At 32.8% G+C, this 25,687-nt stretch carries 30 protein-coding genes; 16 read left to right on the forward strand and 14 right to left on the reverse strand.

Annotated features, from left to right (window positions below):
- Window positions 1–29: 29 nt before the first annotated feature.
- From NKR20_RS18025 to NKR20_RS18040, 4 genes are all read right to left on the reverse strand, one after another.
- Window positions 30–998 (reverse strand): cache domain-containing protein, encoded by a 969-nt coding sequence (locus NKR20_RS18025; RefSeq protein ID WP_253427966.1) that lies wholly within the window; start codon window positions 996–998, stop codon window positions 30–32.
- Between the two features lie 326 nt (window positions 999–1,324).
- Window positions 1,325–2,161 carry a DMT family transporter gene (locus NKR20_RS18030; protein ID WP_253427968.1) on the reverse strand — a complete coding sequence of 279 codons (837 nt, stop codon included), beginning with the start codon at window positions 2,159–2,161 and terminating at the stop codon, window positions 1,325–1,327.
- 185 nt (window positions 2,162–2,346) lie between these two features.
- Window positions 2,347–2,487, reverse strand: coding sequence for a hypothetical protein (locus tag NKR20_RS18035; RefSeq protein ID WP_170148437.1), 141 nt, complete (start codon window positions 2,485–2,487; stop codon window positions 2,347–2,349).
- A 79-nt stretch (window positions 2,488–2,566) separates the two neighbouring features.
- Window positions 2,567–3,292, reverse strand: a complete 726-nt coding sequence (locus tag NKR20_RS18040) for a 3-ketoacyl-ACP reductase (protein WP_121215041.1) — start codon at window positions 3,290–3,292, stop codon at window positions 2,567–2,569.
- A 137-nt stretch (window positions 3,293–3,429) separates the two neighbouring features.
- Here NKR20_RS18040 and NKR20_RS18045 point away from each other — a divergent pair, with 137 nt between their 5' ends.
- The 3 genes from NKR20_RS18045 (at window position 3,430) to NKR20_RS18055 (ending at window position 5,776) form a co-directional block, all read left to right on the forward strand.
- Window positions 3,430–3,867 carry a LytTR family DNA-binding domain-containing protein gene (locus tag NKR20_RS18045; RefSeq protein WP_121215040.1) on the forward strand — a complete coding sequence of 146 codons (438 nt, stop codon included), beginning with the start codon at window positions 3,430–3,432 and terminating at the stop codon, window positions 3,865–3,867.
- A gap of 13 nt (window positions 3,868–3,880) precedes the next feature.
- The gene (locus NKR20_RS18050; protein ID WP_121215039.1) at window positions 3,881–4,315 is read left to right on the forward strand and encodes a DUF3021 family protein; all 435 of its coding nucleotides are present in this window, start codon (window positions 3,881–3,883) and stop codon (window positions 4,313–4,315) included.
- Between the two features lie 150 nt (window positions 4,316–4,465).
- Window positions 4,466–5,776, forward strand: a complete 1,311-nt coding sequence (locus NKR20_RS18055) for an alpha/beta hydrolase family protein (RefSeq protein WP_121215038.1) — start codon at window positions 4,466–4,468, stop codon at window positions 5,774–5,776.
- 91 nt (window positions 5,777–5,867) lie between these two features.
- Here the strand turns inward: NKR20_RS18055 and NKR20_RS18060 are convergent, their stop codons facing one another.
- On the reverse strand, window positions 5,868–6,836 hold the full coding sequence (locus tag NKR20_RS18060) for a DMT family transporter (RefSeq protein WP_121215037.1): 969 nt from the start codon (window positions 6,834–6,836) through the stop codon (window positions 5,868–5,870).
- A 134-nt stretch (window positions 6,837–6,970) separates the two neighbouring features.
- Here NKR20_RS18060 and NKR20_RS18065 point away from each other — a divergent pair, with 134 nt between their 5' ends.
- The 7 genes from NKR20_RS18065 to NKR20_RS18095 all read left to right on the forward strand — a co-directional run bounded on the left by NKR20_RS18065 (window position 6,971) and on the right by NKR20_RS18095 (window position 11,606).
- Window positions 6,971–7,822 (forward strand): LysR family transcriptional regulator, encoded by an 852-nt coding sequence (locus tag NKR20_RS18065; RefSeq protein ID WP_121215036.1) that lies wholly within the window; start codon window positions 6,971–6,973, stop codon window positions 7,820–7,822.
- 146 nt (window positions 7,823–7,968) lie between these two features.
- The gene (locus tag NKR20_RS18070; RefSeq protein WP_253427970.1) at window positions 7,969–8,379 is read left to right on the forward strand and encodes a MerR family transcriptional regulator; all 411 of its coding nucleotides are present in this window, start codon (window positions 7,969–7,971) and stop codon (window positions 8,377–8,379) included.
- Between the two features lie 23 nt (window positions 8,380–8,402).
- Complete coding sequence (locus NKR20_RS18075) at window positions 8,403–8,726, forward strand: TipAS antibiotic-recognition domain-containing protein (protein WP_253427972.1); 324 nt, start codon at window positions 8,403–8,405, stop codon at window positions 8,724–8,726.
- Window positions 8,723–9,436 (forward strand): CPBP family intramembrane glutamic endopeptidase, encoded by a 714-nt coding sequence (locus NKR20_RS18080; protein WP_121215034.1) that lies wholly within the window; start codon window positions 8,723–8,725, stop codon window positions 9,434–9,436. The genes NKR20_RS18075 and NKR20_RS18080 overlap by 4 nt, the downstream gene beginning before the upstream one ends.
- A 148-nt stretch (window positions 9,437–9,584) precedes the next feature.
- The gene (locus NKR20_RS18085; RefSeq protein ID WP_121215033.1) at window positions 9,585–10,109 is read left to right on the forward strand and encodes a sigma-70 family RNA polymerase sigma factor; all 525 of its coding nucleotides are present in this window, start codon (window positions 9,585–9,587) and stop codon (window positions 10,107–10,109) included.
- The gene (locus NKR20_RS18090) at window positions 10,096–11,211 is read left to right on the forward strand and encodes a S26 family signal peptidase (RefSeq protein WP_121215032.1); all 1,116 of its coding nucleotides are present in this window, start codon (window positions 10,096–10,098) and stop codon (window positions 11,209–11,211) included. The genes NKR20_RS18085 and NKR20_RS18090 overlap by 14 nt, the downstream gene beginning before the upstream one ends.
- 125 nt (window positions 11,212–11,336) lie before the next feature.
- Window positions 11,337–11,606 (forward strand): hypothetical protein, encoded by a 270-nt coding sequence (locus tag NKR20_RS18095; protein ID WP_121215031.1) that lies wholly within the window; start codon window positions 11,337–11,339, stop codon window positions 11,604–11,606.
- An 84-nt stretch (window positions 11,607–11,690) separates the two neighbouring features.
- Here the strand turns inward: NKR20_RS18095 and NKR20_RS18100 are convergent, their stop codons facing one another.
- The gene (locus tag NKR20_RS18100) at window positions 11,691–12,353 is read right to left on the reverse strand and encodes a Crp/Fnr family transcriptional regulator (protein ID WP_121215030.1); all 663 of its coding nucleotides are present in this window, start codon (window positions 12,351–12,353) and stop codon (window positions 11,691–11,693) included.
- Between the two features lie 66 nt (window positions 12,354–12,419).
- Between NKR20_RS18100 and NKR20_RS18105 the strand changes: the two genes are divergently transcribed.
- Both NKR20_RS18105 and NKR20_RS18110 read left to right on the forward strand, forming a co-directional pair.
- Complete coding sequence (locus tag NKR20_RS18105; protein ID WP_121215029.1) at window positions 12,420–13,157, forward strand: HAD-IIB family hydrolase; 738 nt, start codon at window positions 12,420–12,422, stop codon at window positions 13,155–13,157.
- A gap of 185 nt (window positions 13,158–13,342) precedes the next feature.
- Window positions 13,343–14,524, forward strand: a complete 1,182-nt coding sequence (locus NKR20_RS18110) for a NupC/NupG family nucleoside CNT transporter (RefSeq protein ID WP_121215028.1) — start codon at window positions 13,343–13,345, stop codon at window positions 14,522–14,524.
- A gap of 90 nt (window positions 14,525–14,614) precedes the next feature.
- Here the strand turns inward: NKR20_RS18110 and NKR20_RS18115 are convergent, their stop codons facing one another.
- A complete protein-coding gene (locus NKR20_RS18115; protein WP_121215027.1) occupies window positions 14,615–15,199 on the reverse strand; it encodes a TetR/AcrR family transcriptional regulator in 585 nt (194 codons plus the stop codon).
- Between the two features lie 130 nt (window positions 15,200–15,329).
- Here NKR20_RS18115 and NKR20_RS18120 point away from each other — a divergent pair, with 130 nt between their 5' ends.
- Window positions 15,330–16,481, forward strand: a complete 1,152-nt coding sequence (locus NKR20_RS18120) for a YhgE/Pip domain-containing protein (RefSeq protein WP_253427974.1) — start codon at window positions 15,330–15,332, stop codon at window positions 16,479–16,481.
- Between the two features lie 75 nt (window positions 16,482–16,556).
- On the opposite strand, the gene NKR20_RS18125 is transcribed toward NKR20_RS18120, so the two are convergent.
- Window positions 16,557–17,180, reverse strand: coding sequence for a LysE/ArgO family amino acid transporter (locus tag NKR20_RS18125; protein ID WP_121215025.1), 624 nt, complete (start codon window positions 17,178–17,180; stop codon window positions 16,557–16,559).
- A gap of 122 nt (window positions 17,181–17,302) precedes the next feature.
- Between NKR20_RS18125 and NKR20_RS18130 the strand changes: the two genes are divergently transcribed.
- A complete protein-coding gene (locus NKR20_RS18130) occupies window positions 17,303–17,920 on the forward strand; it encodes an NAD(P)-dependent oxidoreductase (RefSeq protein WP_121215024.1) in 618 nt (205 codons plus the stop codon).
- A 139-nt stretch (window positions 17,921–18,059) separates the two neighbouring features.
- Here NKR20_RS18130 and NKR20_RS18135 read toward each other — a convergent pair whose 3' ends face one another.
- The 3 genes from NKR20_RS18135 to NKR20_RS18145 form a co-directional block, all read right to left on the reverse strand.
- Window positions 18,060–18,803, reverse strand: coding sequence for a DUF4230 domain-containing protein (locus NKR20_RS18135; protein ID WP_253427976.1), 744 nt, complete (start codon window positions 18,801–18,803; stop codon window positions 18,060–18,062).
- A 223-nt stretch (window positions 18,804–19,026) separates the two neighbouring features.
- On the reverse strand, window positions 19,027–19,908 hold the full coding sequence (locus NKR20_RS18140; protein WP_253427978.1) for a VOC family protein: 882 nt from the start codon (window positions 19,906–19,908) through the stop codon (window positions 19,027–19,029).
- Between the two features lie 369 nt (window positions 19,909–20,277).
- Entirely contained in the window at window positions 20,278–21,156 is an 879-nt protein-coding gene (locus NKR20_RS18145; RefSeq protein WP_253427980.1) for an alpha/beta hydrolase, read from the reverse strand.
- Between the two features lie 547 nt (window positions 21,157–21,703).
- Here NKR20_RS18145 and NKR20_RS18150 point away from each other — a divergent pair.
- Both NKR20_RS18150 and NKR20_RS18155 read left to right on the forward strand, forming a co-directional pair.
- Window positions 21,704–22,123: a MarR family winged helix-turn-helix transcriptional regulator gene (locus tag NKR20_RS18150; RefSeq protein ID WP_121216046.1), complete on the forward strand. Its 420-nt coding sequence runs from the start codon at window positions 21,704–21,706 to the stop codon at window positions 22,121–22,123.
- Window positions 22,124–22,142: 19 nt separating this feature from the next.
- On the forward strand, window positions 22,143–22,535 hold the full coding sequence (locus NKR20_RS18155; RefSeq protein WP_253427982.1) for a rhodanese-like domain-containing protein: 393 nt from the start codon (window positions 22,143–22,145) through the stop codon (window positions 22,533–22,535).
- Window positions 22,536–23,259: 724 nt separating this feature from the next.
- Here the strand turns inward: NKR20_RS18155 and rlmH are convergent.
- The 3 genes from rlmH to NKR20_RS18170 all read right to left on the reverse strand — a co-directional run bounded on the left by rlmH (window position 23,260) and on the right by NKR20_RS18170 (window position 25,580).
- A complete protein-coding gene (gene rlmH / locus NKR20_RS18160) occupies window positions 23,260–23,739 on the reverse strand; it encodes a 23S rRNA (pseudouridine(1915)-N(3))-methyltransferase RlmH (RefSeq protein ID WP_121214575.1) in 480 nt (159 codons plus the stop codon).
- 220 nt (window positions 23,740–23,959) lie between these two features.
- Window positions 23,960–24,124 carry a CxxH/CxxC protein gene (locus NKR20_RS18165; protein WP_121214576.1) on the reverse strand — a complete coding sequence of 55 codons (165 nt, stop codon included), beginning with the start codon at window positions 24,122–24,124 and terminating at the stop codon, window positions 23,960–23,962.
- A gap of 178 nt (window positions 24,125–24,302) precedes the next feature.
- On the reverse strand, window positions 24,303–25,580 hold the full coding sequence (locus NKR20_RS18170) for a S1C family serine protease (RefSeq protein WP_301285957.1): 1,278 nt from the start codon (window positions 25,578–25,580) through the stop codon (window positions 24,303–24,305).
- Window positions 25,581–25,687: the final 107 nt, after the last annotated feature.

The following is a 25,687-nucleotide window of genomic DNA, read 5'->3' on the forward strand; positions in this document are numbered from 1 at the left end:
ACGTTGTTGGTCCAACGAGGAGTGTAACTTTATTGGATAATGTTGACAAGTGGTTTTTTCATGCATAAATTAATGTCCGAATGGTACATTTTTAGTTTGCCATAACCATCAATTAACGCTTCATTAGCTGATAATGATGCAAGAAAATATGGATTTGCATCAATTTGAGAATAAATGACGTATATCGTTTTCCCATCAACTTTTATTGGGTAATAAATCTCAGAAACTTGTTCTTTTTGTACTTTTAAAATGGGTTCGCCATTTTCCATTACGGCTTGTACATTTTGATCATTGATTGTTACGCCTTTTTTCCAATTCCCTTCATAATTACCGTTAATATTTTCAGTTAATACTAGACCAGATGCATCAACTAAAAATAGACTTTGGATCGTGTTATCTTGTTGAATAAAAGTTGAGATGGATCTTTCAATTTCTTCAGCATTTAATGCTGTTTCTATAATGCCTTTACCATCTGTTCTAGGGATTGCAGTAAATTTAAAAATTTCTCCTGTTTCCTCTTTAATCTTTAAGTTGGAAGGTAAATAAGTAGATTCCCCTGTAAGAAGCATTTTATATCCATCCCAAATATCAAATAAATTTAGGCCAACTGCCGCTTCTTCAGTAGTTGTTGTAAAAATACCATTTTCATCTGTTAAATAGAGATCTGCCATCCCTGTTTGTTGTTTTAGTTGTTCTAAGTCTTCAGTAGAAAGGCTGTTTGTAGAGTCCATATATTGAATAAGGTAGGCTGTATTTAACATATTCTTATCAATCTCTTGCTCTACAGTCACTATATGATTTGAAATCGAACTTGTTAACTGTTCTAATTGTTGGCTGACTAATTCTTTTGATTGCTGATCAATTTCATTAGTTAGTTTTTGAGAGTTACTCTTCATCTTTGAACTCTCAATAAAAGAAAATAGAATAGTACAAGCAATGATAGCTGTCATTAATAACATCAATAGAATAACTAATTTTTTCTTCAGTGACATCGACATGTTTTTCCACCTTCTTAAGGGTAATTTTAATAAACGTTATTAGAACAATAATATTAAATTAAAAAGATAATACCAAAATATTACATTATCTGTAAGTAATATTTTTACCTTTTTATGGTTTTTAAATTTTTGGACTATTTTACCATTTAAAATATGTTTCTCCTCTTTCTTTCCTACATAAAAACAAATGTTGGTTACATGCCACTTAGTGAAGGTGTGAAATCTAATGTCAGAAATACTGAATTTTATAACTGCAACAACCACGATAGAATAATAAAGTTGTAATAAATAAGCCACCATTCTGAAAATGAATGGTGGCTTCCTTATTAGATCTTTGTTAATACAATTCCTGCAACAGCTGTAAGAATTCCAATAATTTGATAACTTTTAAGTCTTTCTTTAAATAATAGACAACTGCCTAAAACGACAACCAAACAGCTTAAACTGACTATTGGAAAGACGATACTTGCAACGCCAGTTTTTAAAGCGAAAAAATAACTACTATAACCTATTACACTAATACAACCAATCATAGTACCTAATGCAAATTCAGTGCGCTGCCATTTTTCCTTAATGATGAAGCTATTTATAAATAGATAGACAGCACCACCACCATACATACTGACAAGAATATTAACTGAATCAATATGTAAGTTAGAAGAAGTTTTCATTAGTATACCAAGTATACCAAATGAACCAATCGATAATAAAATATGATATAGCCATGGCTTATAATCAATTTGTATATTGTTACTTGGTACATATTGAATAATTGCAGCAGAACTCAGCATTACTATAATACCGATCCATTGTAATAGAGTAATATGTTCATGAAAAATAAGTGCCGCGCTTAATAACGGAATAATCGTATTTGTACTAATTAATGGAGAAGTAATGCTTGCTGGTCCTTTTTCAAAAGCCTTAGACATTTGAATATTTCCGTTTGCATTTAATATTCCAATGGTCGCACCAAGAATAATCGTTAATGCGTTAAAGGGTGAAAACTCTACAACTACTCCATAGAAGAGCATGATTAAAAAGGCAGCAAGGTAGAAGGTAAACTGCAAATGTACTTTTGATAAACCTTTTCCTGAGGTAATCTTGAAAATCATATTTGAAATACCAAAACAAAACATTGTCATCAATGCTGCTACAATCCACATGTAAAATCCCTCTCTCTGATGATCGACGTTAGTTTAATATAAATCTATTTTCTATTAAATGAATCCTACAATTAGAGAAAATAATTGTCAATGGACACCCTAAAACTAGAGACAGATTTTAATGAAAACATAAAAAAGCCAGAGAAGTTTACTTTCCGTAAATTTTCTCTGACTAATTATTGCTGTTAAAATAAATCACTTAGGAAGGATTGCATAGATTCAGGTAGCATCTGAAAGAATAATCCTTGAAATTTAATATCTAAAATTCCGGCAATAAGAATGATAATTACACCGAAAAATACAATCCATTTCTTTTTTAAATTCACTAGTTAATCCTCCAACAAAAATATTATAGTTCATAGTTTATAGTACTTTCTTGATTAAGGCTAACTAGTTTATATCTAATTAATACGGATTAGTTGCAATAAAACTCGCTGTTTTTACATAAATACGTGGATTTAACTTTAATTGATTCACGATAAATTCTGCGATATCTTCAGGTTGCATTAACTTGCTCTCATTATTTTCTTTAATTAAATTTAAGTCGAGGGCTAAATCTGTAGCAACTGTACTTGGAGTTAAAGCAGAAACTCGAATATTATTTCGGCGAACTTCTTGTGCTAGTGATTCAGTGAACCCAATAACACCAAACTTTGATGCACTATAAGCACTTGAAGTAGCAGCACCGCTTAAACCATTTGTCGATGATATATTAATGATATCCCCACCATTTTTCTCAATTAACTGTGGTAATACAGCACGAGTTACATAGTACGTACCCATTAAGTTCACATCAATAATTTTTTTCCATTCTTCAGGATCCATATCTAAAACAGAAGCGAAAGATGCAATACCTGCATTATTAATTAAAATATCCGCAGTTCCTAATGTTTCTGTTAAAAAGGCAATTGCTGTATCCACTTGCTCCTTTGACGATACATCGGCTACAGCATACGCTACTTTCACACCAAAACTTTCAATTTCTGAAGCCACATCTTTTAAAGATGATTCAGTTCTTGCAACTAAACCAATGTTTACTCCTTCTTTTGCTAAAAGTAATGCAGTTGCCTTCCCAATTCCTCTTGCTGCTCCTGTGATAAATGCAACTTTTCCTGTTAATGATTGTGCCATATACTTATCTCCCTTCAGTAGTACGAATTCCGCTCCCATTATACAGCTTTAATTATTATTTGGCATTAATTTGAATTTCGCATTTTCCTTCTATGAATTAAAATTCTATTAAAGCCATTTATAAAGTGAGGCATGTTATGAAAGTTTTGATCGAAGTGATTAATAAAAACCAAGAAGAGGAAATTTGTATTCGATGTCATGAAGTAAATAATGAAATCAATCAGATTGTGAATCAATTAAAATTGAATCTCACTACTATAGTTGGTCATGAAAATGATAAATATCATCAAGTTAAACTTCGAGATGTGTATTATTTTGAGGCAGTAGAAGGGAAAGTTTTTATTTATTGCAAAGACAAAGTATATGAAGTGAAAAACAAACTTTATGAAATTGAAGAAATGTACAAAGGGAAAAAATTTTTCCGAGCATCAAAATCAACTATTATTAATATTGCTAAAATCTCTCACATTTCACCTTCCTTTAGCGGTAGATTTGAAGCACTACTTGATAATGGAGAACGTCTTATGATTTCTCGTAAGTACGTACCAAATCTTAAAACGATGCTTGGTTTATAAGAGGAGGAAAAAAATGCAGTTATCTGAATTTATCAAAAAGGTACTTCAGCAATTCCTAATTATTTTTGCGCTGATTATTATAATCCTTACGTTTTTACGCCAACTATATTATCCAGAAGCCTCTTTCGATTTGAAATCCATTTATATTGTGATGGCATTTTCATTTTTCGCTTCACTACTTGGGTTTATACTATATTCTCCAAATAATTTAAGTGAAAAAAACAGTCGTATAAGAATGGTGATTCATTTCTTAGCATTAGAGGCATTATTAATTACTCTTGCTTCAATAACTGGAATTGTAGATAGTGTAATAAGCAAATCCATTCTTGCCATTCAGATTGCAGTCATTTATTGCATAGTCCGTCTACTCTCTTGGCAACAAGATAAGAAAGTATCAAATGAGATTAATGAAAAGCTCCATTTATTAAGAAAAAGCTTAGAGGAATAGCTGTTATTTTGAGGTGTCTCAACGCATGTGGAACACCTCTATTGCATCTTACATAGCTCAAAATGCATCTTATCGATTTTTTGTAGATTTCCACTCCAAAATTTCCTATTCTCAAATTACCAAATTTGAACTAAAGGGGAATTTGAAAAAATGGGGATTGTATTATTTTGTATTACATTGGTTTTAGAATGCGGTTATGCTATTTACTGCATTGCTACAAAACAACATCATAAAAAGATAAAAAATTGGCTGAGAATTGCTGTACTAATTGTATTTTTAATACTAATTCTTTCACCGATAATTACTTGGAGTTTCCGTTGGGTATTAATTACGACCGTGTTTACAATATCAGCAGGATTGGCAACAATCTCATTAATTCGTCAAAAAGCATATACTAAAGAATTTAAAAATTCTAGAATCATTTTCAATACATTCTTTACAACATGTATCTTCTTTTTGGCCCTTACACCTGCTATCATTTTCCCACAATATCACAAGCCCGAAGTAACAGGGGAATTTAAAGTTGTTACAGCGACTTTCACATATGTGGATGAAAATCGAAAAGAAGAGTTTGAAAACCCTTATAACAATCGAAGTGTAAATGTTGAATTTTGGTATCCTGAAGAAGCAAAAGGTACTTATCCACTATTGGTATTCTCTCATGGAGCGAACGGTGTTAAAGCTAGTAATGCATCAACTTTTAAAGAGTTAGCTAGCCATGGTTATGTTGTCTGTTCCATCGACCATCCTTATCATTCCTTTTTTACTGTTTCCGATATGGGTGAGATTACGACCATTAATAATGAATATATGAAGGAAGTTATGGATTCGAATAAAGGTATTTATACAAATGAAGAGTATTTTGAGCTATTTCAAAAGTGGATGAAACTCCGAACAGAAGATATAAATTTTGTCATTGATACCATTCTTCAAAAGACTGAAACTGATACAAACCTTGTTTATCAATTAATAAATCCTGAAAAAATAGGGGTATTTGGACACTCTATGGGTGGCTCAGCAAGTGTTTGGGTAGGGGGAAAACGAGAAGACATAGATGCTGTTGTAAATTTAGATGCTCCATTTTTCAGTGAATTAAAATTTAATAAACAACAAAATATAATAGAAGCAAGCAACCATACGTATACAACTCCTATATTGAATATCTACACTGACGATGTTTGGAAACAACTTGGAAGTAATCCTACTTATGCTGCAAATAAAGCTGCAAATCAGAATTTTGTAGAATCCTATACAACGCATTTCCTGGGTGCAAAACATTTAAGCTTAACCGACTTATCAATGATTTCTCCTTTCCTTTCAAATCTATTGCAAGGTGGAAAAGCAGATATTGATCCATTGAAATGTCTTGAAAAGGAAAATCAACTTATACTCCAATTTTTTGATTATGCATTAAAAGATGACACTAATTTTGAACTAGAACAAACATATGTACTGAAGTAAAATTTCCCAGGAATTTTTCTGTTAGCACAAGAAAAAAGGCAACCCTTGACCTATCAAGAGTTGCTCATTTTTCATTGTAGACTCATGTGCATTAAGAAGTTCGTTCCTGCAAAATCGATTGAACACTTTGTTTTGAATCCTTCTTTTGTAACATTCGTACATATACATTATTCGATATGAGCGAAATAATAATTAAAATAGTGCCAATAAAATCGAATAGTGTTACAGGATTTCCCTGGAAAATAGAGATTAATAGTGTTGTAACAGGAACAAAGTTAATAAATAATAAGCCATTTAATGGTGTCAAAATACTTACACCGATATTCCACCCAAGCAGTGCAATGACTCCTGGGAAAATAATCATAAACAATAAATGCGGACTTACAATAATAATTTCATTTATAGATGGAATCTCAGTATAACCAAATAATGTTGTACCAACTGTAATGACAATAGCTGTAATCGTTCCAAGTAAACAACTTAATGTGGAATAGCGAAGAGCTGACCATCCACTAAACTCACTTCCACCCATTGTATAAATCACCCATCCTATTACGGCAATAAAGATAAGCATGGATGGGATAAAATGATCAGTTGCACTAAGGAACCCTTGAATATCGCCTTTAGTAATAACTAACACTGCACCGATAAATGATATTAAAACACATCCTAATGTGAATGAATATGGACGTTTTTTTAATATCATCCACACAATCACAATGGATATCATTGGCATCAGTGATTCCATAATAGACGCAACCATTACTCCTGAATGACCTAATAAATCCTCTCCCCAGAAGATAAAGAGATTATAGATTGTAAAGGCCATTGTGCCAAAAAACCATAATTGCAGACCCTTTCCTTCAAAACGAAAAGCACCTTTTCCTTCTTTCCATAATAAAATTGCTACTAAGATAACAGAAACAGATCCATAACGAATAATTGTAAAATAAAATGGATCTATATACTTAAAAGCTGCATGTGCTACAGGAAACATTGCTCCCCATGAAACGGCAGCTATAAAACATAAAACTGCTCCAACTAATACACTATTTTTCAATTTCTTTCTACCCCTTTCACCAGTTTGTCATATTCAACATATTAGCTCCATTTCCATATCTCGTAAAATGAATAAAAGGGATGTTTAATATCATTTTTTTTGATACCATGAATATTTAAGAAGGGGTGAGTAAATTGGAACTTAAAGATTTGGAAATTTTTCAAATGGTTGCGGATAAGGGGACGGTTTCAGAAGTAGCAAAAGAATTGAATTACGTTCAATCAAACATAACTTCAAGAATACAAAAGCTTGAAACAGAACTGAACACTGCATTATTTAATCGGCATCGTCGTGGGATGAGTTTGACACCAGAAGGAAAGAAACTATTAACTTATAGCAAAAAAATACTTCTACTAACTGATGAAATGAAAAAAGCTGTCCAAAGTAATGACGAACCTTCTGGAAAATTAGAAATTGGTACTGTTGAAACAGTCTATCGTTTACCTGAAATTTTATCTGCCTATATGAAAAAATATAAAAATGTCGAACTTTCCTTATTTACTGGGGTTACAGAACTATTAGAAGAGGAAGTACTTAATCACAAGCTAGATGGGGCATTCGTTACAGAGTCGAACTTCCATCCCGATATTATTTCTCATGAAGTATTTCAAGAAGAGCTAGTATTGATCTCTGATTCTCGTGATTATACATTAGAAGAGTTAAAAATCGAACCATTTTTATGTTTCAGTGAAGGTTGTGGTTACCGCGCACGTTTTGAATCATGGTATAAAGACAACAACATTAAACCTCAAAAGGTAATGGAATTTGGTACATTAGAAACTATACTACGCAGTGTCTCCATGGGGCTTGGTGTTTCATTCGTTCCAAGGTCATCAGTTACTTATATGGAGCAAAGTGGACTCATCCAATGCCATTCACTACCTGATAAATATAGTAAAATTAAAACCGTTTTTATCAGAAGAGCAGATACCTATTTAACTTCAACGATTAAAAAATTTATTGAAACAATCGAATTAAATAAGTAATACCTGGCCTCCAAATGGATCGCCAGGTTTTTTATTTTTATCTTATTCCTCCAAATAAATTTTAAATTTTATCTAGAAATATCTTGAACCTCACGTAAGGTGATGTTTTATGATTAAAACAGGAATTAAAAGGGAGATTGATTGAAATGAAAGAGCACCTTTCAATTGGAGAATTTGCAAAAAGAACAGGCGTAAGTATTCGAACGCTTCATTATTATGATGAACTAGGGTTATTGACTCCACTACGTACTGAAAGTGGAAGAAGGGTTTACAATAACACTCATTTTGTAACGATGCAAAAAATCGTTACGTTAAAATTTCTTGGATTTTCCCTAGAGCAAATGAAAAATTTAATACAACAAAACGACTGGAGTGTAAAACAATCTTTAGAGTTTCAAAAAAAACTTATGGAAGAAAAGCTTAGTCAAATTCAAAAAGTTATCAATGCATTAGATCATAAATCAATCTTGTTGATGAACAGGATGCAATCGATGCAAGTATTTTTGCCTCGATTATTCAAGGGATACAACTACAGGACGAACATAAAGAATGGTTAAAATCGATATACACTGTTGAAAAAGTGGATGAAATTTTTGATATCTCAATAGAAAAACAACAAGCATTAGAAAGGAAATTTGCCAATATCCTAGCTGAGTTAAAAAATAAGTGCGGCGCCAACCCTGCAGATGCCGATGTACAACAGTTAATACATGAATTAATGACCATGCTACAAGAAATAGTCGGGGAAGATTTACATTCATTTTTTGAAAAAGTAGATGGAGCTGAAATAGAAGAAGAAGATCCTATGCAGCCTTTACCACTTTCTGATAGTGAGCTGGAATGGGCACGAGAGGCGATGAAAATTTATTTGAAAGAAGCTGGGATTGAGGAGGAAGTACAATGAGTTTCTATGAGCTATTTTTAATTACGATTATCCTATTACCTGGTATACTACTAATGGTGTTCAATGAAAAAGATTTATATAAAGATCTTTCACAAGAGGTACCATCTTTTGCTCTTCGATTAGTAAATCATGTCATATTATCATTTCCATTTGCCATATTAGGTTTATTTTTTTACAAACATGGTGATTTTAATTTATTTTCATTAAACATTGATAAAATTTCTATTCTACTTAGTCTATTGGTCGCTTTAATTAATGTTGCTGCTTATTATTACTTGAAAAAGAATGACTTAAAGGAAGCCCTTTTAGAAGGGGATAAAACGAGAAAAAAAATATGGATTTTAACTCGTTGTTTTTACGGAGGCGTTGTAGAAGAAATTATTTTCCGCTTTGGTATGATAAGCTTCTTTGTGTGGGTTGGTAACTTATTCATCGCGCAATCAACCGTATCATTTTGGGTTGCGAATGTGCTGACGAGTATCTTATTTGCTCTTGCTCATCTACCAGGGATCTATCAAAAACAGAAAACTGTAACAAAAACAATGCTTCTTTATATTAATAGCATAAATCTATTAGTTGGCATAACTTGCGGTTGGTTGTATTGGCAATATGGACTTCTAACAGCAATAATGTGTCATATGTTATTCCATCTAGTGTGGTATATATTTGAAAAATTTGAATATCAGTTTAATGGTAAGCTTGAAGTATAATGTGTGCTTTTAAGAGAGAAACCAATAACTAATTTAAAGCAAGGGAGAAATCTCTTGCTTTTTTTATTGTAAAATATCCCATAAAAATTTGAACAATTTTCAGAAGTAATAGCGTCTAAGATTTACAATACAAAGGAGGTGGTCTGAGTTGGAACTAGAAGAGATAATCGAGAATTATGGTGAATATCTATATCATCTTAGTTATTTATACGTTAAAGATTGTCAACTTGCAGAAGAAATTACCCAAGACGTCTTAATGAAATATATGATAAATCGTACAAATTTCCGGGGAGATTCCTCTATTAAAACCTATTTAACTCGAATTTTAATTAACTGCTGTCATGATAAACTCCGAAAACTAAAACGAAAAACCATGTTAAGTCAGTTAATGTTTTTTAGAAAAAATGAACCTTCTATTGAAAAAATGTATGTGCAAAAAGAAGTTTACAAAACTTTAAAAGATAGTGTCCTTGCTTTACCACTACATTATCGAGAAGTAATTATACTATTTTATTACGAAGAATTTGAAGTAAAAGAAATTGCAAATCTTTTAAATGTATCGCCTAACACCATTCGAACAAGGTTACGCCGCGCACGTGAACTATTAAAAACAAATGATTCTTTAGAAGAAATGTATGCTGAGTTAGGAGGGGAATTTTATGAAGGAGTTTAAGGATAAATTAAAAGAGGAATTACAAAGTGAAGTACCTTTTTCAGCTGATGTAAAAAAGCGTTTAATGCAAATTCCACCAAAAAGACAACAAACAAATTGGAAGGTACAGACTATTGCAGCATCGGCTTGTATTTTACTAACGTTCTTGATCATTACTCAATTTCCACAACTATCTAAACAGGCATTTTCAAGTGAAGTTGAACCTCTTTCAATCATAACAACAGATTCTTCTAATGTAATTGACCCTGAATATGCATTTCTATTAGGAGACCAATGGATGCTGAGGGGGCTACCAATGATTGTCGAAGAAAATGCGCAATTAAACTATGGAGATTATGTTGCCTATTATTCGACAAATGGAATTGTTGTTTCGACCGTTTTAGGGTTATCAGGGGATAAAGTACATATGGACCAAGGACAAATTTTAGTAAATGACAAAATTTTACACGTTCATGGATTAGGAGAAAAGATTACTAATGATAATGAAGACAATCCTCTTCAAAATCCATACTTCTTCCATAATATTAGTAAAGTAATTGATGATTTTATTAATAAAGAGGTAATGACTAAAAAGGGTGAATTCGTTATATATGATAATCAAAGTGGACATACAATTACAACGATTACGGATGCCCAAATAATAGGAAAAGTCATCGGTGTTCAAAATTTCAAACCAACATTTAGCTTAAGTACGGATGAAAAAAAATTGTACGATGCATTTAAGGAAAGTCTGGATATTGAATTATTTAGAGGCGTATCTCCACTATCTATCGCTAAAATTTATATTGTAGCTGAAATGGAGCTTGATTATGAAATATATAATGCATTATTTACTACTGTAGAAGACCCTTCTACTAAGCAGATAAGGAAATACAACGAAAAAGCACAAAAAGTACGGGAAGCTTATTTTACTAAGGAAATTCAACAACTAATTAGCGCTTATGTATTTGCAGGATTAGAAAATGGTACCTTTAGAGAAATTAACGATACTTTAGGCGAGATCAGTTACATTTCACCAATCAATGGCAGTGAAACATCCTTCAATATGAGAAAAAATAAAAAAGGCATTTGGCAACCAGCATTCTCACGTGCCTTATATTAACCATAAGAGGGCGAAATACAAGCCCTCTTCTTTAATTTTAAAAAAAAATTAAATTCGATGTTTACAATTGGTAATTAATTGCATATGTTGGCTTACCAGTTACTTTTTATACAGCAGTGTCTTTTATGCATGAACTGTCTTTAGAAGAAAAGCTTGCGGGACTTGAGGATCAGCTTCAGCTTTTAGAAAAGGAATTGGCTGTTCTTCAATCTGGACAAAAAGCAAAAGAGCAACATATTAGCCTTGATCCAATTGCCAAACTCCAATTTGAAAACATGTTTAATCACTATCAGCTTCAAATTGACTTTATCAATAAAATGATAGAAGAATTGAAAACTCAAGAAAACGCACAAACCAAATTAACAAAGGAAGACTTACAAAAGTATTTTGACTAGATAATATTTTTTAGCAACAGGGTGTGAGCATTTAATATTGGACGCTCACACCCCTTTAAAAATATACTACTGCATTATACTTTACTATTCAAAACGAACATCATTCGAATAAAGTTTAACCTTTCCCCAATTTAAAACTTGTACTTTATCTCCCTCTCGATGAATAGTTCCTTCTTCATTCCATTGCTTTAATATACGGTTTAAATGTCTCTTCGTTGTGCCAATTAGAGAGGCTATTTCATCTAAATTATTTGTCGTTATGTATTCACTATTTGCTCTAGAAGATTCGATTGTACAATAATATGCAGCTAACCTAACAGAAACCGGAGATAGAGCATTCACTCTTGAAGAGATTGTACATGTCTTTAATTTATAAGCCATTTCTTTTAATAATAAATGAGTAAAACTACTATCCGATTTTAAATAATTATTATAAATATGTAATGGTACAAATATAAATTCACAATTCTCTGCGGCAATACAATTTGATTGAATTTTACATTGTTCAAAAATCTCAATATCCCCCAAGATGGACGGTTTTTTACTATACCTCAACAACAATTCTTTACCAGTTATCTCAAGACTTGAAACGTAATATTTCCCTTCTATTAAAAAATATAATCCATCAATTTCATCACCTGTTTTTAAAATACACTCATTCTCTTTATAGGTTTTCAATTGAAGTTTGCTTATTATGTCATTGCGAAATTGATAGTTATATATTTTGTAGAACTTCTCTAAATTCATAATTGGAGACACCTGTCCTTTCAACAGCGATTCATTCTCATTATACTAATTACAGGAGGCGAGAGAATGAACTTTGTTTTTGATATTGATGGAACATTATGTTTCAATGGCAAAACGATTGACGAAACTATTATTGCAGCATTAAAAGAGCTTATAGCAGAGGGGCATGAAATTATTTTTGCTTCTGCTAGACCCATTCGTGATTTAATACCTGTATTACCTGAACAATTTAAGAAGGGGAAACTTGTTGGTGGAAATGGTTGTTTTATTTCTCAAAATGGAAAAATTACAGCTAATTTTTTCACACCTAATTTGACACAGGAGCTACATACAATTATTCAACAGCATCAGCTTACATATTTAGCAGATAGTGAATGGGATTACGCTTTTACGGGTAGCTTTGAGCACCCAATCTATCAAAATATAAATCATAGTTCTGCAAAAAATACCCCACTTTTAGAGTTACAAAAAATTTGTAAATTAGTATTATTTAAACCTAATTCAGCTGTTATTGATGCACTTAGCAAATTACCGGTTAGTATCACATCTTATAAAAATGAAGATGCAATCGATATAAGCCCATTAGGTATTAACAAAGTGTATGGTCTTGAAAAGCTACAAATAAAAGAATTCATCGCATTCGGAAATGATAGTAACGATCAATGCTTATTTGAAAAAGCTCAATTTAGTGTCTGCGTGGGAACTAATGACGTACATAAATACGCTTCAATGACCATAACAAAAGAGGAAGTTGCTAAAACCATCATTCATTTAAAAAACAATATTCTAATTAAACATTTCTGAAATACTGCTAATCACAGTATTTCTTTTTTTTTACCTTGAATAGTATTCGATACCTTCTATTAGATTTTTACTGGAATTAACATGCCAGATTCGTTTTTAAATAACATGGTTAAAATATCTATTGTATTCACGAAAAAAATCGCGATTGCGTAGTAATTTTGCGGTTTATCATCAGGAGGTTACAGATGCAATACGTTATATCTGTTTTAGGAATTCTTATAGTATTGTTCTTAGCGTGGTTGGTAAGTTCCAATCGTAAAGAGATTAAATACAAACCCATTATCATAATGCTTGTCATTCAATTCCTCTTATCTTTACTATTGTTAAATACAGAATTTGGCTTAATCATTATCAAGGCTATAGCTACTGTTTTTAGCAAGTTACTTGAATATGCGAGTGAAGGAATTGCCTTCGTATTTGGTGGTATAGCAAACGAGGGAGAAGCACCATTCTTTTTAACTGTGTTATTACCAATTGTATTTATTTCTGCTTTAATTGGGATTCTTCAGTACCTTAAAATTTTACCTTTTATTATGAAAGGAATTGGTTTTCTTTTAAGTAAGGTAAATGGGATGGGAAAACTGGAATCCTATAATGCGGTTGCTTCATTGATGGTTGGACAATCCGAAGTTTTTATCACATTGAAGAAACAACTCGGTCATATCTCAAACCATCGTTTATATACGCTATGTGCCTCAGCAATGTCGACTGTATCCATGTCCATTGTCGGTGCATATATGACCATGTTGGAACCGAAATACATTGTCACAGCCTTAGTTTTAAATTTGTTTGGAGGATTTATCATTGCAACTATTATTAATCCATACGATATTGATCCTAAGGAAGATATATTAGAAATACAGGATGAAAGAAGACAATCCTTTTTTGAAATGCTTGGTGAATATATCCTAGATGGTTTTAAAGTTGCCATTATCGTTGGCGCTATGTTGATTGGATTTATTGCTTTAATGGCTGGTTTCAATCATGTATTTGAGTTAATTTTCAATATTTCCTTCCAAACAATATTAGGCTATCTTTTTGCGCCAATAGCCTTTATTATGGGCATTCCTTTATCAGAAACAGTAAGTGCTGGAGCAATTATGGCAACTAAACTATTAACGAATGAATTTGTTGCGATGTTAGATTTGTCAGAGGGCAGTTATAACTTTACCGAACGAACAATGGGCATTCTCTCTGTATTCCTCGTTTCCTTTGCCAATTTTTCATCAATCGGAATTATTGTAGGGGCAGTTAAAGGGCTAAATGAACAGAAGGGGAATGTGGTTGCCCGTTTTGGATTGAAATTGTTATACGGGGCTACCCTTGTAAGCATTCTTTCAAGTATTATTGTTAGCTTCGTTTTATAATAAGGCATACAGCAACACCACAGCTTATCGGGGAATATCAAGAAAAAAAGGAGATGTCCAAAAGTTTTTACCTTTTGGACACCTCCTTTCTTATTTACCTTGAATAAAGAAAATAATATCAATATATAATTTAGTCATTTCTTCAGGCGTTTTGTCTAAATCATTTTGAACCCATTGTTCGATTAATCCTAAAAATGCAGATGTGATAAACGCTAAAAAATAATCCATTGGAACTTGTAAATTCTCATTGTAGTTTTTATTTTTTTCTAAATTAATGCGTACCTTTTCTAATATTGCCAATTTAAATCGAAGGTGAAATCCTGCTCTACCATGATCACTTAATAAAATTTTTAATAATGGTGAATGCATTTTAATTGTACTAAATAATGTTGCTGCTAATTGCTCTTGCCCTTTTTCAAATGAATGAATCGATGAATAACTCGATTGCAGCTCATCAATATGATTCCCTAAATCCTCAAATAATTGTAGTTCTATTTTGTCTAGCAAATCAAATTTATCAACATAGTGTAAATAAAATGTCCCACGATTAATGTTTGCAGTTTTTGCAATATCCCCTACTGTAATCGATTCAAATGGTTTACTCTGCAGCATTTCCAAAAAAGATTCTTGAATAAGTTTTTTGGTTTTACGATTTTTTTCTATATAAACACTCATCAAAAACACCTTCTATTTTTCAAAATTCAACAATATGTTTATTTTGTTGATTGCTTGTGCGTACTCTTAGATTATAAAATAATCACGTAGCAAACAACAACATGTTGAAAATTGAGAAAGGGGAAAGAAATTGAGATTATTTAAAGAAAAATTAGCATGGGCTGCTCCCATTGCCGTTATATTAATTATTGCGTTATTCTCGGTAAACTTATTCGCTCAAGGGAATCCACAAGTAAAGAACTTACCAGCAGCATTAATCATAAATGATGAGGGAGAGCATGTAGAAACTGTAAAAGCTGCAGTCGAACAAATGAGTAAAGGTGTAAACGGCGCTCAGCCAATGTTAGCTTTTACAACTGAAAAAGAAGAAGATATTGAAGACTTATTTAACGATAAAAAGTATTACGCAGCATTAGTTATTCCTGAAGGCTATAACGATTCATTACAGAATGTGATGACAAATAATATTCCAGCAACATTAAAAATATATATCAACCAAGGATTTAATTATACTGGTGCAAACTTCGCAAAAACAGCTTTAAATGGATTAATTACACAGTTAAGTGGACAATATTCAGCTAACTTCATTCAAAATATGAACGGTCAACAAATTGATGCCACTAAAGCATCTGTTCTTGTAAGTCCAATTGTGCCTGAAGAACAAATATTCAATCCAATTACTGCTTCTACAGCAAACGGTAGTGCTCCAACATTAATGGCTGTACCTGCATGGGTTGGTGCTTTAATTGGTGGTTTCATTCTATTCTTAACAACATCAAGCATCTTAAAAAGAGAGCTATTTACACGTAAACAAACTTTACGTTTAATGGGTGAACAAGTGCTGTTCGGCGTTATTGTTGCATTATTCTCTGGTTTTACAGTTGCAACATTAGGGCAGCTAGCTGAAATTAACATGCCAAGTTACTTATTAGTTGCATCTTTTGTATCCTTTGCTGCATTCTGTTTCTTCTTATTAGTATCAGCAATTACAGCTTGGATTGGTAAACCAGCCATTACATTGTTCATGGTTGTAATGCTTTTAGGTATGGGTGTACTAATGACACCACAAGAAATGCTTCCAAGTTTCTTTGTAAACTTCATTCGCCCATGGGTGCCACTTCGCTTTGCGTCTGAAGGTTTACGTGAAATTTTCTACTTCGGTAGTGGTTTCTACACTGGCGGATCATTCAACACAATTTTAGGAATTGGTATTGTAGGTTTAATAATTTTTGTACTGTCTATTTTCAAACCAGTAAAAGTACCAGTACAAAAAGAAGACTAATAGAAAAAAAGCTAACCTTTTGTGGTTAGCTTTTTGCATAATCTATCTATTTTAATTAAATTCCAATTTAACTGTTTATATAGACAATAATGTATACAGGTGATATGCCATATAGATTGCCATAACCCAAATAATTATTGCTGAAGCTTGGTTCATTCGAGTTAAGAACTTACCGGTTTTATCAATTTGACCGATCTTTCTACCAGAAAAGGCTAAAGAAAAGAACCAAATCCATGAAACCAATATACATGCCATAGTAAATATCCATTTATCATATCCTATGTAAGCCAATGAGCTAGTGCCAATAACACCAATAGTGTCCATAATTGCATGAGGATTCAATAAAGATACTGAAGCTGCGAAAGTGATTTGACGTCGAGCTGAGAATTGGCTTTTCTCTTGATTTGTGTTTACTTCTGGTGTGCTTTTCCACATAACCCAGCCCATATAGGTTAGGAAAAAGAAGCCTATTAAAAATAATAAGATTTTTAACCATTCAAAACTAAAAACAATCATTGATACACCAGCTACGGCCAAGTAAATGAGTATTGTATCACAAACTCCTGCTGTTATGATTGCTGGTAAAGCATTAGTAAATTTGTTATGTGTAGCACCTTGGTTAAATATAAATACGTTTTGAACTCCTAAAGGTAATATTAAACCGAATGCCAATATGATTCCATGAATAAACGGTTCCACTGTTATTCCCCCTGTTCTTATATAGAATAACGGTAGATGTAAAAAACTACTATCATTTTGTCAAAAAGAAAAGTTTTCCATTAGGATGCTATACTGAAAATAGAATATAAAGGAGGAAGATTATGAAAATTATTGTATTTGGAGCAACTGGTGGTGTAGGAAAATCCGTTGTGAAGCAAGCGTTAGAAAAGGGATTTGAAGTAACTGCATTTGTTCGTACTCCATCAAAGGTAGAATTAAAACATGAGCAGTTACATATTCTCCAGGGAGATGCCTTCAATAAAGAAGAGGTCGCTGCGGCAATTGCAGGACATGATGTAGTCGTGTCTTGTTTAGGATCCAGTCAAGGAATGAAAAAATCAACAGAGCTTGAACAAATGACGAAAAATATAGTAGATGGCATGAGAGAAAATAAAGTCAATCGCATCATCTACACAGCTTCTGCTGGAATTAACAACGAAATACCAGGAATCACCGGTAAAATGGTTATGAAAATGCTAAAAAATGCTTTAATAGATCACCGCAATGCTGTTGATTATATTGAAGCAAATGGATTGAATTTCACAATCGTTAGACCAATGGGATTAACAAATGACCCCTTAACTGGCGAGTATAGAGAAGCAAAAATTGGCGTACCAGAAAAAGCAAAAAGTATTCCACGTGCAGATGTTGCTCATTTTATTGTGAAAGCATTAAGCGATAAACAATACGAAAACGCATCTATTAGTATAGCTAAATAAAGAATAATCAACTTACCGAATACCGAGATTATTTTCCTTCTAACTTTAAAAGAACTGACTTATGATATCTCCTCATAAGTCAGTTCTATTGTTTTTTCCCATCTTAATATGTAATTTTTAATTTGATTTTGATAGCTTTTTACTTAAATGTTAGCTTTACAGTATATCCAAGGTTGCTAAAAAAATTATCCAGAACTTTCTCTGCATTCTCTTCTGCTGTTTCCAATAAACCTATTTCAACGGCTTCTTTTTTGATTTCCTCCTGTGCTACTGCTGCTAGATCAAAACCTTCATCCCATTTTACTTCTCCCCGGAATAACCCCTCATCCGAGAATGTTTTGATATGATCCATCTGAATTGCGGGCTCCTGTATAAATGTTGCTCGTGGTAAAGTTATTTCTAATTTCTTTTGTTCATCATCTACTTTTATCGCATCTGAAGTAATACTTTTAAAGTCAACGCCGGCAATGACTGTAGCAGGAACGATTAATAATATTTCTCTTTTTGTGCCTGGTATATTAAGAGAAATATCCTTTCCGAATAACTTATTATCTTCTTCTTCGATTATTACTTTAAGATGTGCTTCCGCTGTGGCAAGCGTTGCTAACTGTTGAACCTGCTCTACAAATGTTGTACTTTCCTTTTTAACTGTACTTCCAGATAATAACCAAGTAACACCAGCTGTAATAGCAATGAGAAATAGTGCAATTAAAAGTATCTTTCTCCCCCAAAATTTAAAAGTAAGCTTTAATAATGCTCCAGAAATACTTTTCTTACTTCTACTTTGTCCTATAAGTGCCGTGGCAGCACTTTCATTTTTACTTTCGTTAAGTTCTTTTAGTACATGTGCAAAATTTGTTAATGCTTCAGCTCTTTTATTCATCATTTCCCCCTACATATTACATCTTCATTTCTACTAGACTCATATTTTAAAAGTAGGTGAAATTGTTAAATTTATCAAGTTATTGACACAAACGATGAAATTAATGAGAAATCCTTTACTTAAAGTTACTTCACTGTATGGAGCTATATGCAAACCAAAAGCCAGTTACTCTTTAATAGAATAACTAGCTTTAGATAGCGATAGTATAAAGTAGACCTTTTTCTTATTCAAAACGAGCCTTTTGCAAAGCATCTAAATCGATTTTTTCCATTTTAAAAAGCACCTTTTGAACTTTTTGGATTTCATCTTTCGAACCATTAGTCATAAACTCATCTATGTTATCCGGAACAATTTGCCATGAAACACCATACTTATCCTTCAACCATCCACATTGTTCTGCTTCAGGTACAGCAGAAAGTTTACCCCAGAAGTAATCAATCTCATTTTGATCTTTACAGTTTACAATAAGAGAAAATGCTTCATTAAAACTGAAATCAGCACCAACTCCATTATCCATTGCCGAAAAATTCATGCCCGCGAGTCTAAATGCGGCATAATTTACTTTTGCCGTTGGTGTTGCGGCTTCACCTGGCCGATATTTGCTAATAAACTCGATTCCAGAGTCCTCAAATATCTCCGTATAGAACTCTATTGCTTCTTCAGTCTTCCCACATGAATCACCTGAGAAAAGTAGGTTGGGTGTAATCTTTTGAGCAGTCTGATTATTGTCTATCAGCATCAACTGCCATGACAAACCATATCTATCTTGAACCCAACCATAACGCTTATTAAATGGATATTCACCTAAGGGCATTAATTCAGTACCGCCTTCTGATAAAGCCTTCCATTTAGTATTTACTTCATCTTCAGACTCACATGCTACCATCAAAGATATAGAGGAATTAAATTTGAAGTAAGGTCCTCCACTTATAGCTTGGAATTGCTGTCCGGCCAATTCAAAGTTAACTAAGTCTGCATCTCCAGAAGGGGTATTTTCCAAAACGTTCACATTCAATATTTTTGAGTCTTCAAACAAACTTACATAAAAAGATGCAGCTTCTTTTGCTTCTTTGTCATACCATAAATGTGGAATTATTTTTTGCATAAGTGGCCTCCTTAATGGTGGTAAATTAATTCTACCTAATTATCCCCTCCTACAAAAAGCTCAAACATAGAAAGGCAATATAAGAAATCTATCTCTAAAGCAAAATACATAAAAAAAGTATGTGAAGTTCACTTTCACATACTCTATTAAAATACTAAATTACATCGATTTAGTATTAATCGTAATGGACGAAGCACACGCTACTGGTGTACAACATCTAGCATTCTATACTTTTATCTCAAAGTGAGCGCCGACTAATTCATGTATGAAACGTAATCATTCTGTCGTTTAACTTATTTATGATACGGTTCAACGTGACTAATAAAAATAAATAAGTTTTCTAAAAAATACCGTCATTAAATTCAATTATTAATTATTCATTAACCAAATAAAAGCTTCAGGGAACCGCTTACTCCATGATTCTATTCTATGTATACCATCGGGATCTATCACCACGTTTACATGTTCTTGATTAAAACCAACATTAAGTAGTAGTTCCTCCATTTCCTTTACATCTTGAGCAGCCAATGGAAACTCCTCTTCGTTTTCTCCAGCATCAAGGTATATTTTTACATCTTCTTTCATTTTCTCTTTATTAATAAAAGCTACATATGGCGCTTTATTAAAACCAAATATTGGTGAAAACGCAGCCACTTTCCCAAATACATCTTGATATTTCATCGTTGCATATAAAGAGATGTACCCTCCCATAGAAGCTCCTGCAATACTAGTATTCTCTCGATCTTTTAATGTTCGGAACTTCTCATCAATATATGGTTTTAATTCTTTAACAATGAAATCTACATATAAATCCCCTTCACCCCCATCATTGACTTGATTTTTCCAAGGAGCATATTCGTTAAATCTTGTTTCAGGATCACTTTCAATACCAACAATGATTGTTTCTTTTGCCTTTTTATCTTTGAAAATACTTTCTAGTGATTCATCAACCTGCCATTCAGTTTCTTTAGATTTAAATAAACTCTGACCATCTTGCATATAAAGAACGGGATAATTGTCATTAGACTCATCATAACTAGGAGGTAAATAAACCCAAATGTTTCTTTCCCTATTTAACGTGTTCATTTTAAAATCAGGAATCACTTTAATATTTCCAACAAGTGCTTTCTCATTTCCATCGAGAAACTCAGATCCCTCTACTAATTGGTATTCTTCTTTTGAGACATTAACTTCTCCACATCCAGTTAATACGATTGATAATACCATTGGAACAATTAATTTTTTCACAAATTTTCTCCTTTCAAAGTAAGTGAATAGTTCACTTTAAAGATAATTTTCCAATTAATTTTAGTAGTCATTGATAACTTCTTAGAAACTAATCTACATATTTTGAGCTCTCCGTGATGTCAGTATATAGAAAATTGTTTGTTCATTTTTTCCCATAGTTAACCTTCAGATTCACTTCAGCACATAATGACTAGGAAGTATCTCAATCAAGTGCAGCTCGAATCAAAACTATAATGGAAATATTAATGCAGTACCAGTTGATAAAAGAATGCTGTAAGCCTACTTACTTTTATTGTAGGAACTGGTTGTCTATCTCTTATGGTAATCTGTTGATTTTGTACATAAATATACCATTTTAACAACAGGTGCTCAATCAATTTAAACATGAGCAATTAAAGTATGAAAGGAAGATTTTTTCAGGGATAAGATCAGCATTTGCAGTTTTTCATTAAAATTAAATATAAAAACAAACAACTTGAAATTCAAAAAACAATCAGTTGAAGTGATTATATATTTAACTGACTATTTAAAGGGGTGAATAATTTAAATGGAAAAATGGAATCAATCTTATGGTTTTTTACTCGGAAAAGTTCTTCAGCAAATGGAAACTAAATTCGCCGAGGGGCTTGTCCCATATCACATTAATGCTAGACAATATGGGGTTCTTTTATTTATTAATGGAAACCCTTACTCATCACAAAAAGATATTTCTGAAAATCTACAAATTGATCGGACAACAATGGTAAGTCATATTGATCATTTAGAAACTTTAGGCTTTGTAGAGAGGACAAGGAATCCTAATGATAGAAGGTCCTACAGCCTTATGATTACACCAAAAGGAAAGGATTTATTGGATTCACGTTGGGAATTTTTAAACGATATTGAATTAGAAGTTTTAGCCCCTTTAAGTAATCAAGAAAGACAATTGCTAAAGGAGTTTCTCATTAAAATTTGGACCACACTTTAAAAATGGAGGTAACATAATTATGAATGCACTTGATTATTTTAATGCCCGTTTAGAAGCAACTATTAGCCCTATGGATTATTTGAGATTGACACAAATAGATCCAGATAAATACTTTTTGCTGGATGTAAGAAACGGCCCACTTCATGTAAGAAGTTTAAAAATTAAGGATGCTAATGTCATACCCGAACAAGAACTGCAAGCTCGTTTAAATGAAATACCAAAAGACAAGGAAATTATTGTTTACTGTTGGGATGTCTGGTGTAACACGGCTGCCAAGGTAGCAAAGTTTTTATTAGAACGTGGATATATGGTAAAAGAGCTAACGGGGGGTATTGCAGCGTGGAAAGAAATGAACTTTCCTGTTTCAGATTCCACTCAAGAGGTTAACATGTCTGATAGCTGTGGGTGTTAACTCTGATGCAAAGGGAATCTAATTAAATAAAAAACAGCTAACACTTTGTAGTAATCTTAACTGCTGGATTGAACGTTCCCTACGTGGCATTGAACTGCACCCCATTTGTTAGACACATACTATCAAGGAGGTGCGGTTGCTTTTGGGAACGTTTATTAAGATTTATATTACATAATGTATAATTTTTTTATGAAAATAGAGATGCTCCTTCAACAATCTCAATAATCGTATCTATCTAGGCAATCCCCACGCCCAAGTTAAGATGGTTACAATAAATGTCCCGGATACAACAAACCATAGCACATTCTTACTTATGTCCGATTCACTTTCTTTAATAAGTTACCTATTTATCTCAACTAAATTAATCAAGAAAACTATAGAAAAAATTGGGTTAAATAGAAAACCTAACCATACAAATGCTTCTACCACTACTCTTATCCCCTTACCTGTTACGTTTAATGTTCTTTTTAATATCCAATTATTTTATTAAATGTTACCCATTGATTTGGTCCGATTGTTGAATTACAAAAATGCACCCAAAGCTGTGTTTGGGAAGAATTCTATTCATAACCTTGTAATTGCATTCACTATTTCACCATCTGAGCGCTTTTACTGAACTACAGAGACTTAATTACCTTATGTTTAACCGATAAATTATTGCAAAATTAAAAGGCTTAAAATGATATTTAACTAATCATTTTAAGCCAACTTACAAAAACCGCCTCTATTTGTGATACGGTTCACCCTTCATTATCCGGAAGCTTCGATAAATCTGCTCCACTAATACCAGCTTCATTAGTTGGTGGGGAAGAGTCATTTTACCGAAGCTGAGTTTTTCATCCGCGCGTTTTAAAACATCATTATGTAATCCCAGTGAACCACCTATAACAAAAGCAATTTTACTTGTTCCGTATGTCATGAGTGATTCCAAGTCACTGGCCATTTCTTCAGAGGATTTCATTTTTCCATCTATAGCTAGGGCAATCACATGGGTGCCATCGCTTATTTTGCTTAGAATACGTTCTCCTTCTTTTCGTTTTACGATTTCCATTTCGGACTCACTTAAATTTTCTGGTGCCTTTTCATCTGGTACCTCAACTAATTCAATTTTGGCATAAGCCCCTAATCGTTTTACATATTCATCAATGCCCATTTTTAAATATTTCTCTTTTAACTTTCCTACTGAAATTATGGTGATATTCACAATTAGTCCACCTTTACATTACATTCTTATTGTTATCCACATGTAATTTCAAATTACTCTAAACATGTTTCAATTCTTGTAACAATGTGGCTATCTTTTTTCATTCTTGTTAGAAAATTTTAATATATACAGTTTATCCACCTTAATTTTTAATTTACGAACAAGTTATCCACAAAAGTTATACACATATCCACATGCACTTTCTAGATATTGTGTAAAGCTACTTACTTGATACAATATATGTTGCTTTCTCTTCACAATAAGAACAATTTGTGGATAACTTTTCTTCATCATTTAATTGTTCCATGATTGGAAACTCCTTTGTTTCTGCAACAAGCATATCTAAAGCGTGATTTATATGGGTTTCACAGCTATATACTTTCATTTATTATTACCTCTTTCTAATTTATATTTTCCACAGACTTATTCACATTTGTGAATATTTTATCCACAAACCATTGTAACAAACAAAAAACGAGTAGGGAAGAATAGGCTTTATCCTTCTCTACTCGTTGTGCTTAATGCACTGTTGATAACTTATAGTTTTCCACAGATGAAATCCTTTATACGTTTGTTCCTTCAGTTAATGTTAATTGTAATTCAACTAATTTTCCTTGACGGTACACTTTAATTGGAAGTGTGTCACCAATATCTGTTTCATTGTATAAATGTTGTCGTAGGTCGATGGAGTTTTCAATTTTCTCTCCTCCCATTTCTACAATAACATCATATTGTTTTACACCTGCTTTATCTGCTGGTGATCCTTGAACAACTTCTGATACAACGACACCTGTTGTTACTTCTTCTGGTAAACGTAATGTTTGTTGTTGATAGAAAGCAGGTACATCTGTTAAGTCTAATAGGCCGATTCCCATCGTTGGGCGACGTACTTCGCCATTTCTTTCTAACTCTTCAACAATCGGTATGACCGTATTTATTGGTATAGAAAAACCTAAACCTTCTATCGTCGACTCAGCGATTTTCATCGAGTTAATCCCTACTAAATCTCCGGCAATATTGATTAACGCTCCTCCACTATTACCTGGATTGATTGCTGCATCAGTTTGTAATACTTCTGTTTCCCAATCTTCCGTACCATCTCCATTTAGATCAACAGGAACAGCACGATCCTTCCCTGAAATAACACCCGTAGTAACCGAACCATAAAAATCTAATCCAAGTGGGTTCCCAATCGCAATGACTGTCTCACCTTGTTTTAATGTTTCTGAATCACCGAATTGGGCTACTGTTTCAATATTTTTACTGTCAATCGAAACAACGGCTAAATCTGTCCAAATATCGCTTCCTACAAGAGTTGCTTCTTCTTTAGTACCGTCCGCTAATGTAACTTCCAGTTGTTTAGCTCCTTCTACAACATGGTAATTTGTAATGACAAAAGCTTTCCCATCTTCTACTTTGTAAATGACACCAGAACCACTACCAGCTTCTTGTTCTTGTGAGCGTTGGTTCCAAAAGTCTGTTACTTCTTGAATGTTTGTAATACCTACAACAGCATCGGAGACTTTTTCAACGGCTGAGGTAATATCCGTTGTAACTTCTGTTGCTGTTTGTGTGATTGTTGTGGTGTTCGTTTTGTTATTCGAATTGCTTGGAAGTTGCCCAACCATAGAAGGAAGTAGTAACCACATCACGAGTGCACCAACAATGACACCTGCAAGGCCACTTAAAAAGTAACCGCCTTTACTTCCATTATTTTTTTTATTTACCCGTTTTTTATTTTCTTCTTCCTCACGCATTAATCGTTCCTGTAATGGTGAATAAGAAGAACCAGATTCGTTTTCGGTTTGTTTATGTTCATCATCATTATTATAGTAACTCATATAACCAATCCTTTCTTCCTCTTATTGTCATTATGATACAAACTAAAGATTAAAATTACATGAAAATGAAATAAAACAAAAATAAAAAAGGGCTCAGTCTGAAAATA

It is taken from the genome of Ureibacillus endophyticus (assembly GCF_024159215.1).
In the GTDB taxonomy this organism is placed as follows: domain Bacteria; phylum Bacillota; class Bacilli; order Bacillales_A; family Planococcaceae; genus Ureibacillus; species Ureibacillus endophyticus.

Coding starts and splice junctions, on each gene's coding strand:
- NKR20_RS18030 (WP_253427968.1), bottom strand. CDS start 2,161: ATGTGGATTGTAGCAGCATTGATGACAATGTTTTGTTTTGGTATTTCA.
- NKR20_RS18135 (WP_253427976.1), bottom strand. CDS start 18,803: ATGAATAAAAGAGCTGAAGCATTAACAAATTTTGCACATGTACTAAAA.
- NKR20_RS18115 (WP_121215027.1), bottom strand. CDS start 15,199: ATGAGTGTTTATATAGAAAAAAATCGTAAAACCAAAAAACTTATTCAA.
- NKR20_RS18105 (WP_121215029.1), top strand. CDS start 12,420: ATGAACTTTGTTTTTGATATTGATGGAACATTATGTTTCAATGGCAAA.
- NKR20_RS18045 (WP_121215040.1), top strand. CDS start 3,430: ATGAAAGTTTTGATCGAAGTGATTAATAAAAACCAAGAAGAGGAAATT.
- NKR20_RS18130 (WP_121215024.1), top strand. CDS start 17,303: ATGAAAATTATTGTATTTGGAGCAACTGGTGGTGTAGGAAAATCCGTT.
- NKR20_RS18170 (WP_301285957.1), bottom strand. CDS start 25,580: ATGAGTTACTATAATAATGATGATGAACATAAACAAACCGAAAACGAA.
- NKR20_RS18095 (WP_121215031.1), top strand. CDS start 11,337: ATGCATGAACTGTCTTTAGAAGAAAAGCTTGCGGGACTTGAGGATCAG.
- NKR20_RS18050 (WP_121215039.1), top strand. CDS start 3,881: ATGCAGTTATCTGAATTTATCAAAAAGGTACTTCAGCAATTCCTAATT.
- NKR20_RS18100 (WP_121215030.1), bottom strand. CDS start 12,353: ATGAATTTAGAGAAGTTCTACAAAATATATAACTATCAATTTCGCAAT.
- NKR20_RS18110 (WP_121215028.1), top strand. CDS start 13,343: ATGCAATACGTTATATCTGTTTTAGGAATTCTTATAGTATTGTTCTTA.
- NKR20_RS18165 (WP_121214576.1), bottom strand. CDS start 24,124: ATGAAAGTATATAGCTGTGAAACCCATATAAATCACGCTTTAGATATG.
- NKR20_RS18090 (WP_121215032.1), top strand. CDS start 10,096: ATGAAGGAGTTTAAGGATAAATTAAAAGAGGAATTACAAAGTGAAGTA.
- NKR20_RS18055 (WP_121215038.1), top strand. CDS start 4,466: ATGGGGATTGTATTATTTTGTATTACATTGGTTTTAGAATGCGGTTAT.
- NKR20_RS18040 (WP_121215041.1), bottom strand. CDS start 3,292: ATGGCACAATCATTAACAGGAAAAGTTGCATTTATCACAGGAGCAGCA.
- NKR20_RS18080 (WP_121215034.1), top strand. CDS start 8,723: ATGAGTTTCTATGAGCTATTTTTAATTACGATTATCCTATTACCTGGT.
- NKR20_RS18150 (WP_121216046.1), top strand. CDS start 21,704: ATGGAAAAATGGAATCAATCTTATGGTTTTTTACTCGGAAAAGTTCTT.
- NKR20_RS18070 (WP_253427970.1), top strand. CDS start 7,969: ATGAAAGAGCACCTTTCAATTGGAGAATTTGCAAAAAGAACAGGCGTA.
- NKR20_RS18155 (WP_253427982.1), top strand. CDS start 22,143: ATGAATGCACTTGATTATTTTAATGCCCGTTTAGAAGCAACTATTAGC.
- NKR20_RS18025 (WP_253427966.1), bottom strand. CDS start 998: ATGTCGATGTCACTGAAGAAAAAATTAGTTATTCTATTGATGTTATTA.
- NKR20_RS18140 (WP_253427978.1), bottom strand. CDS start 19,908: ATGCAAAAAATAATTCCACATTTATGGTATGACAAAGAAGCAAAAGAA.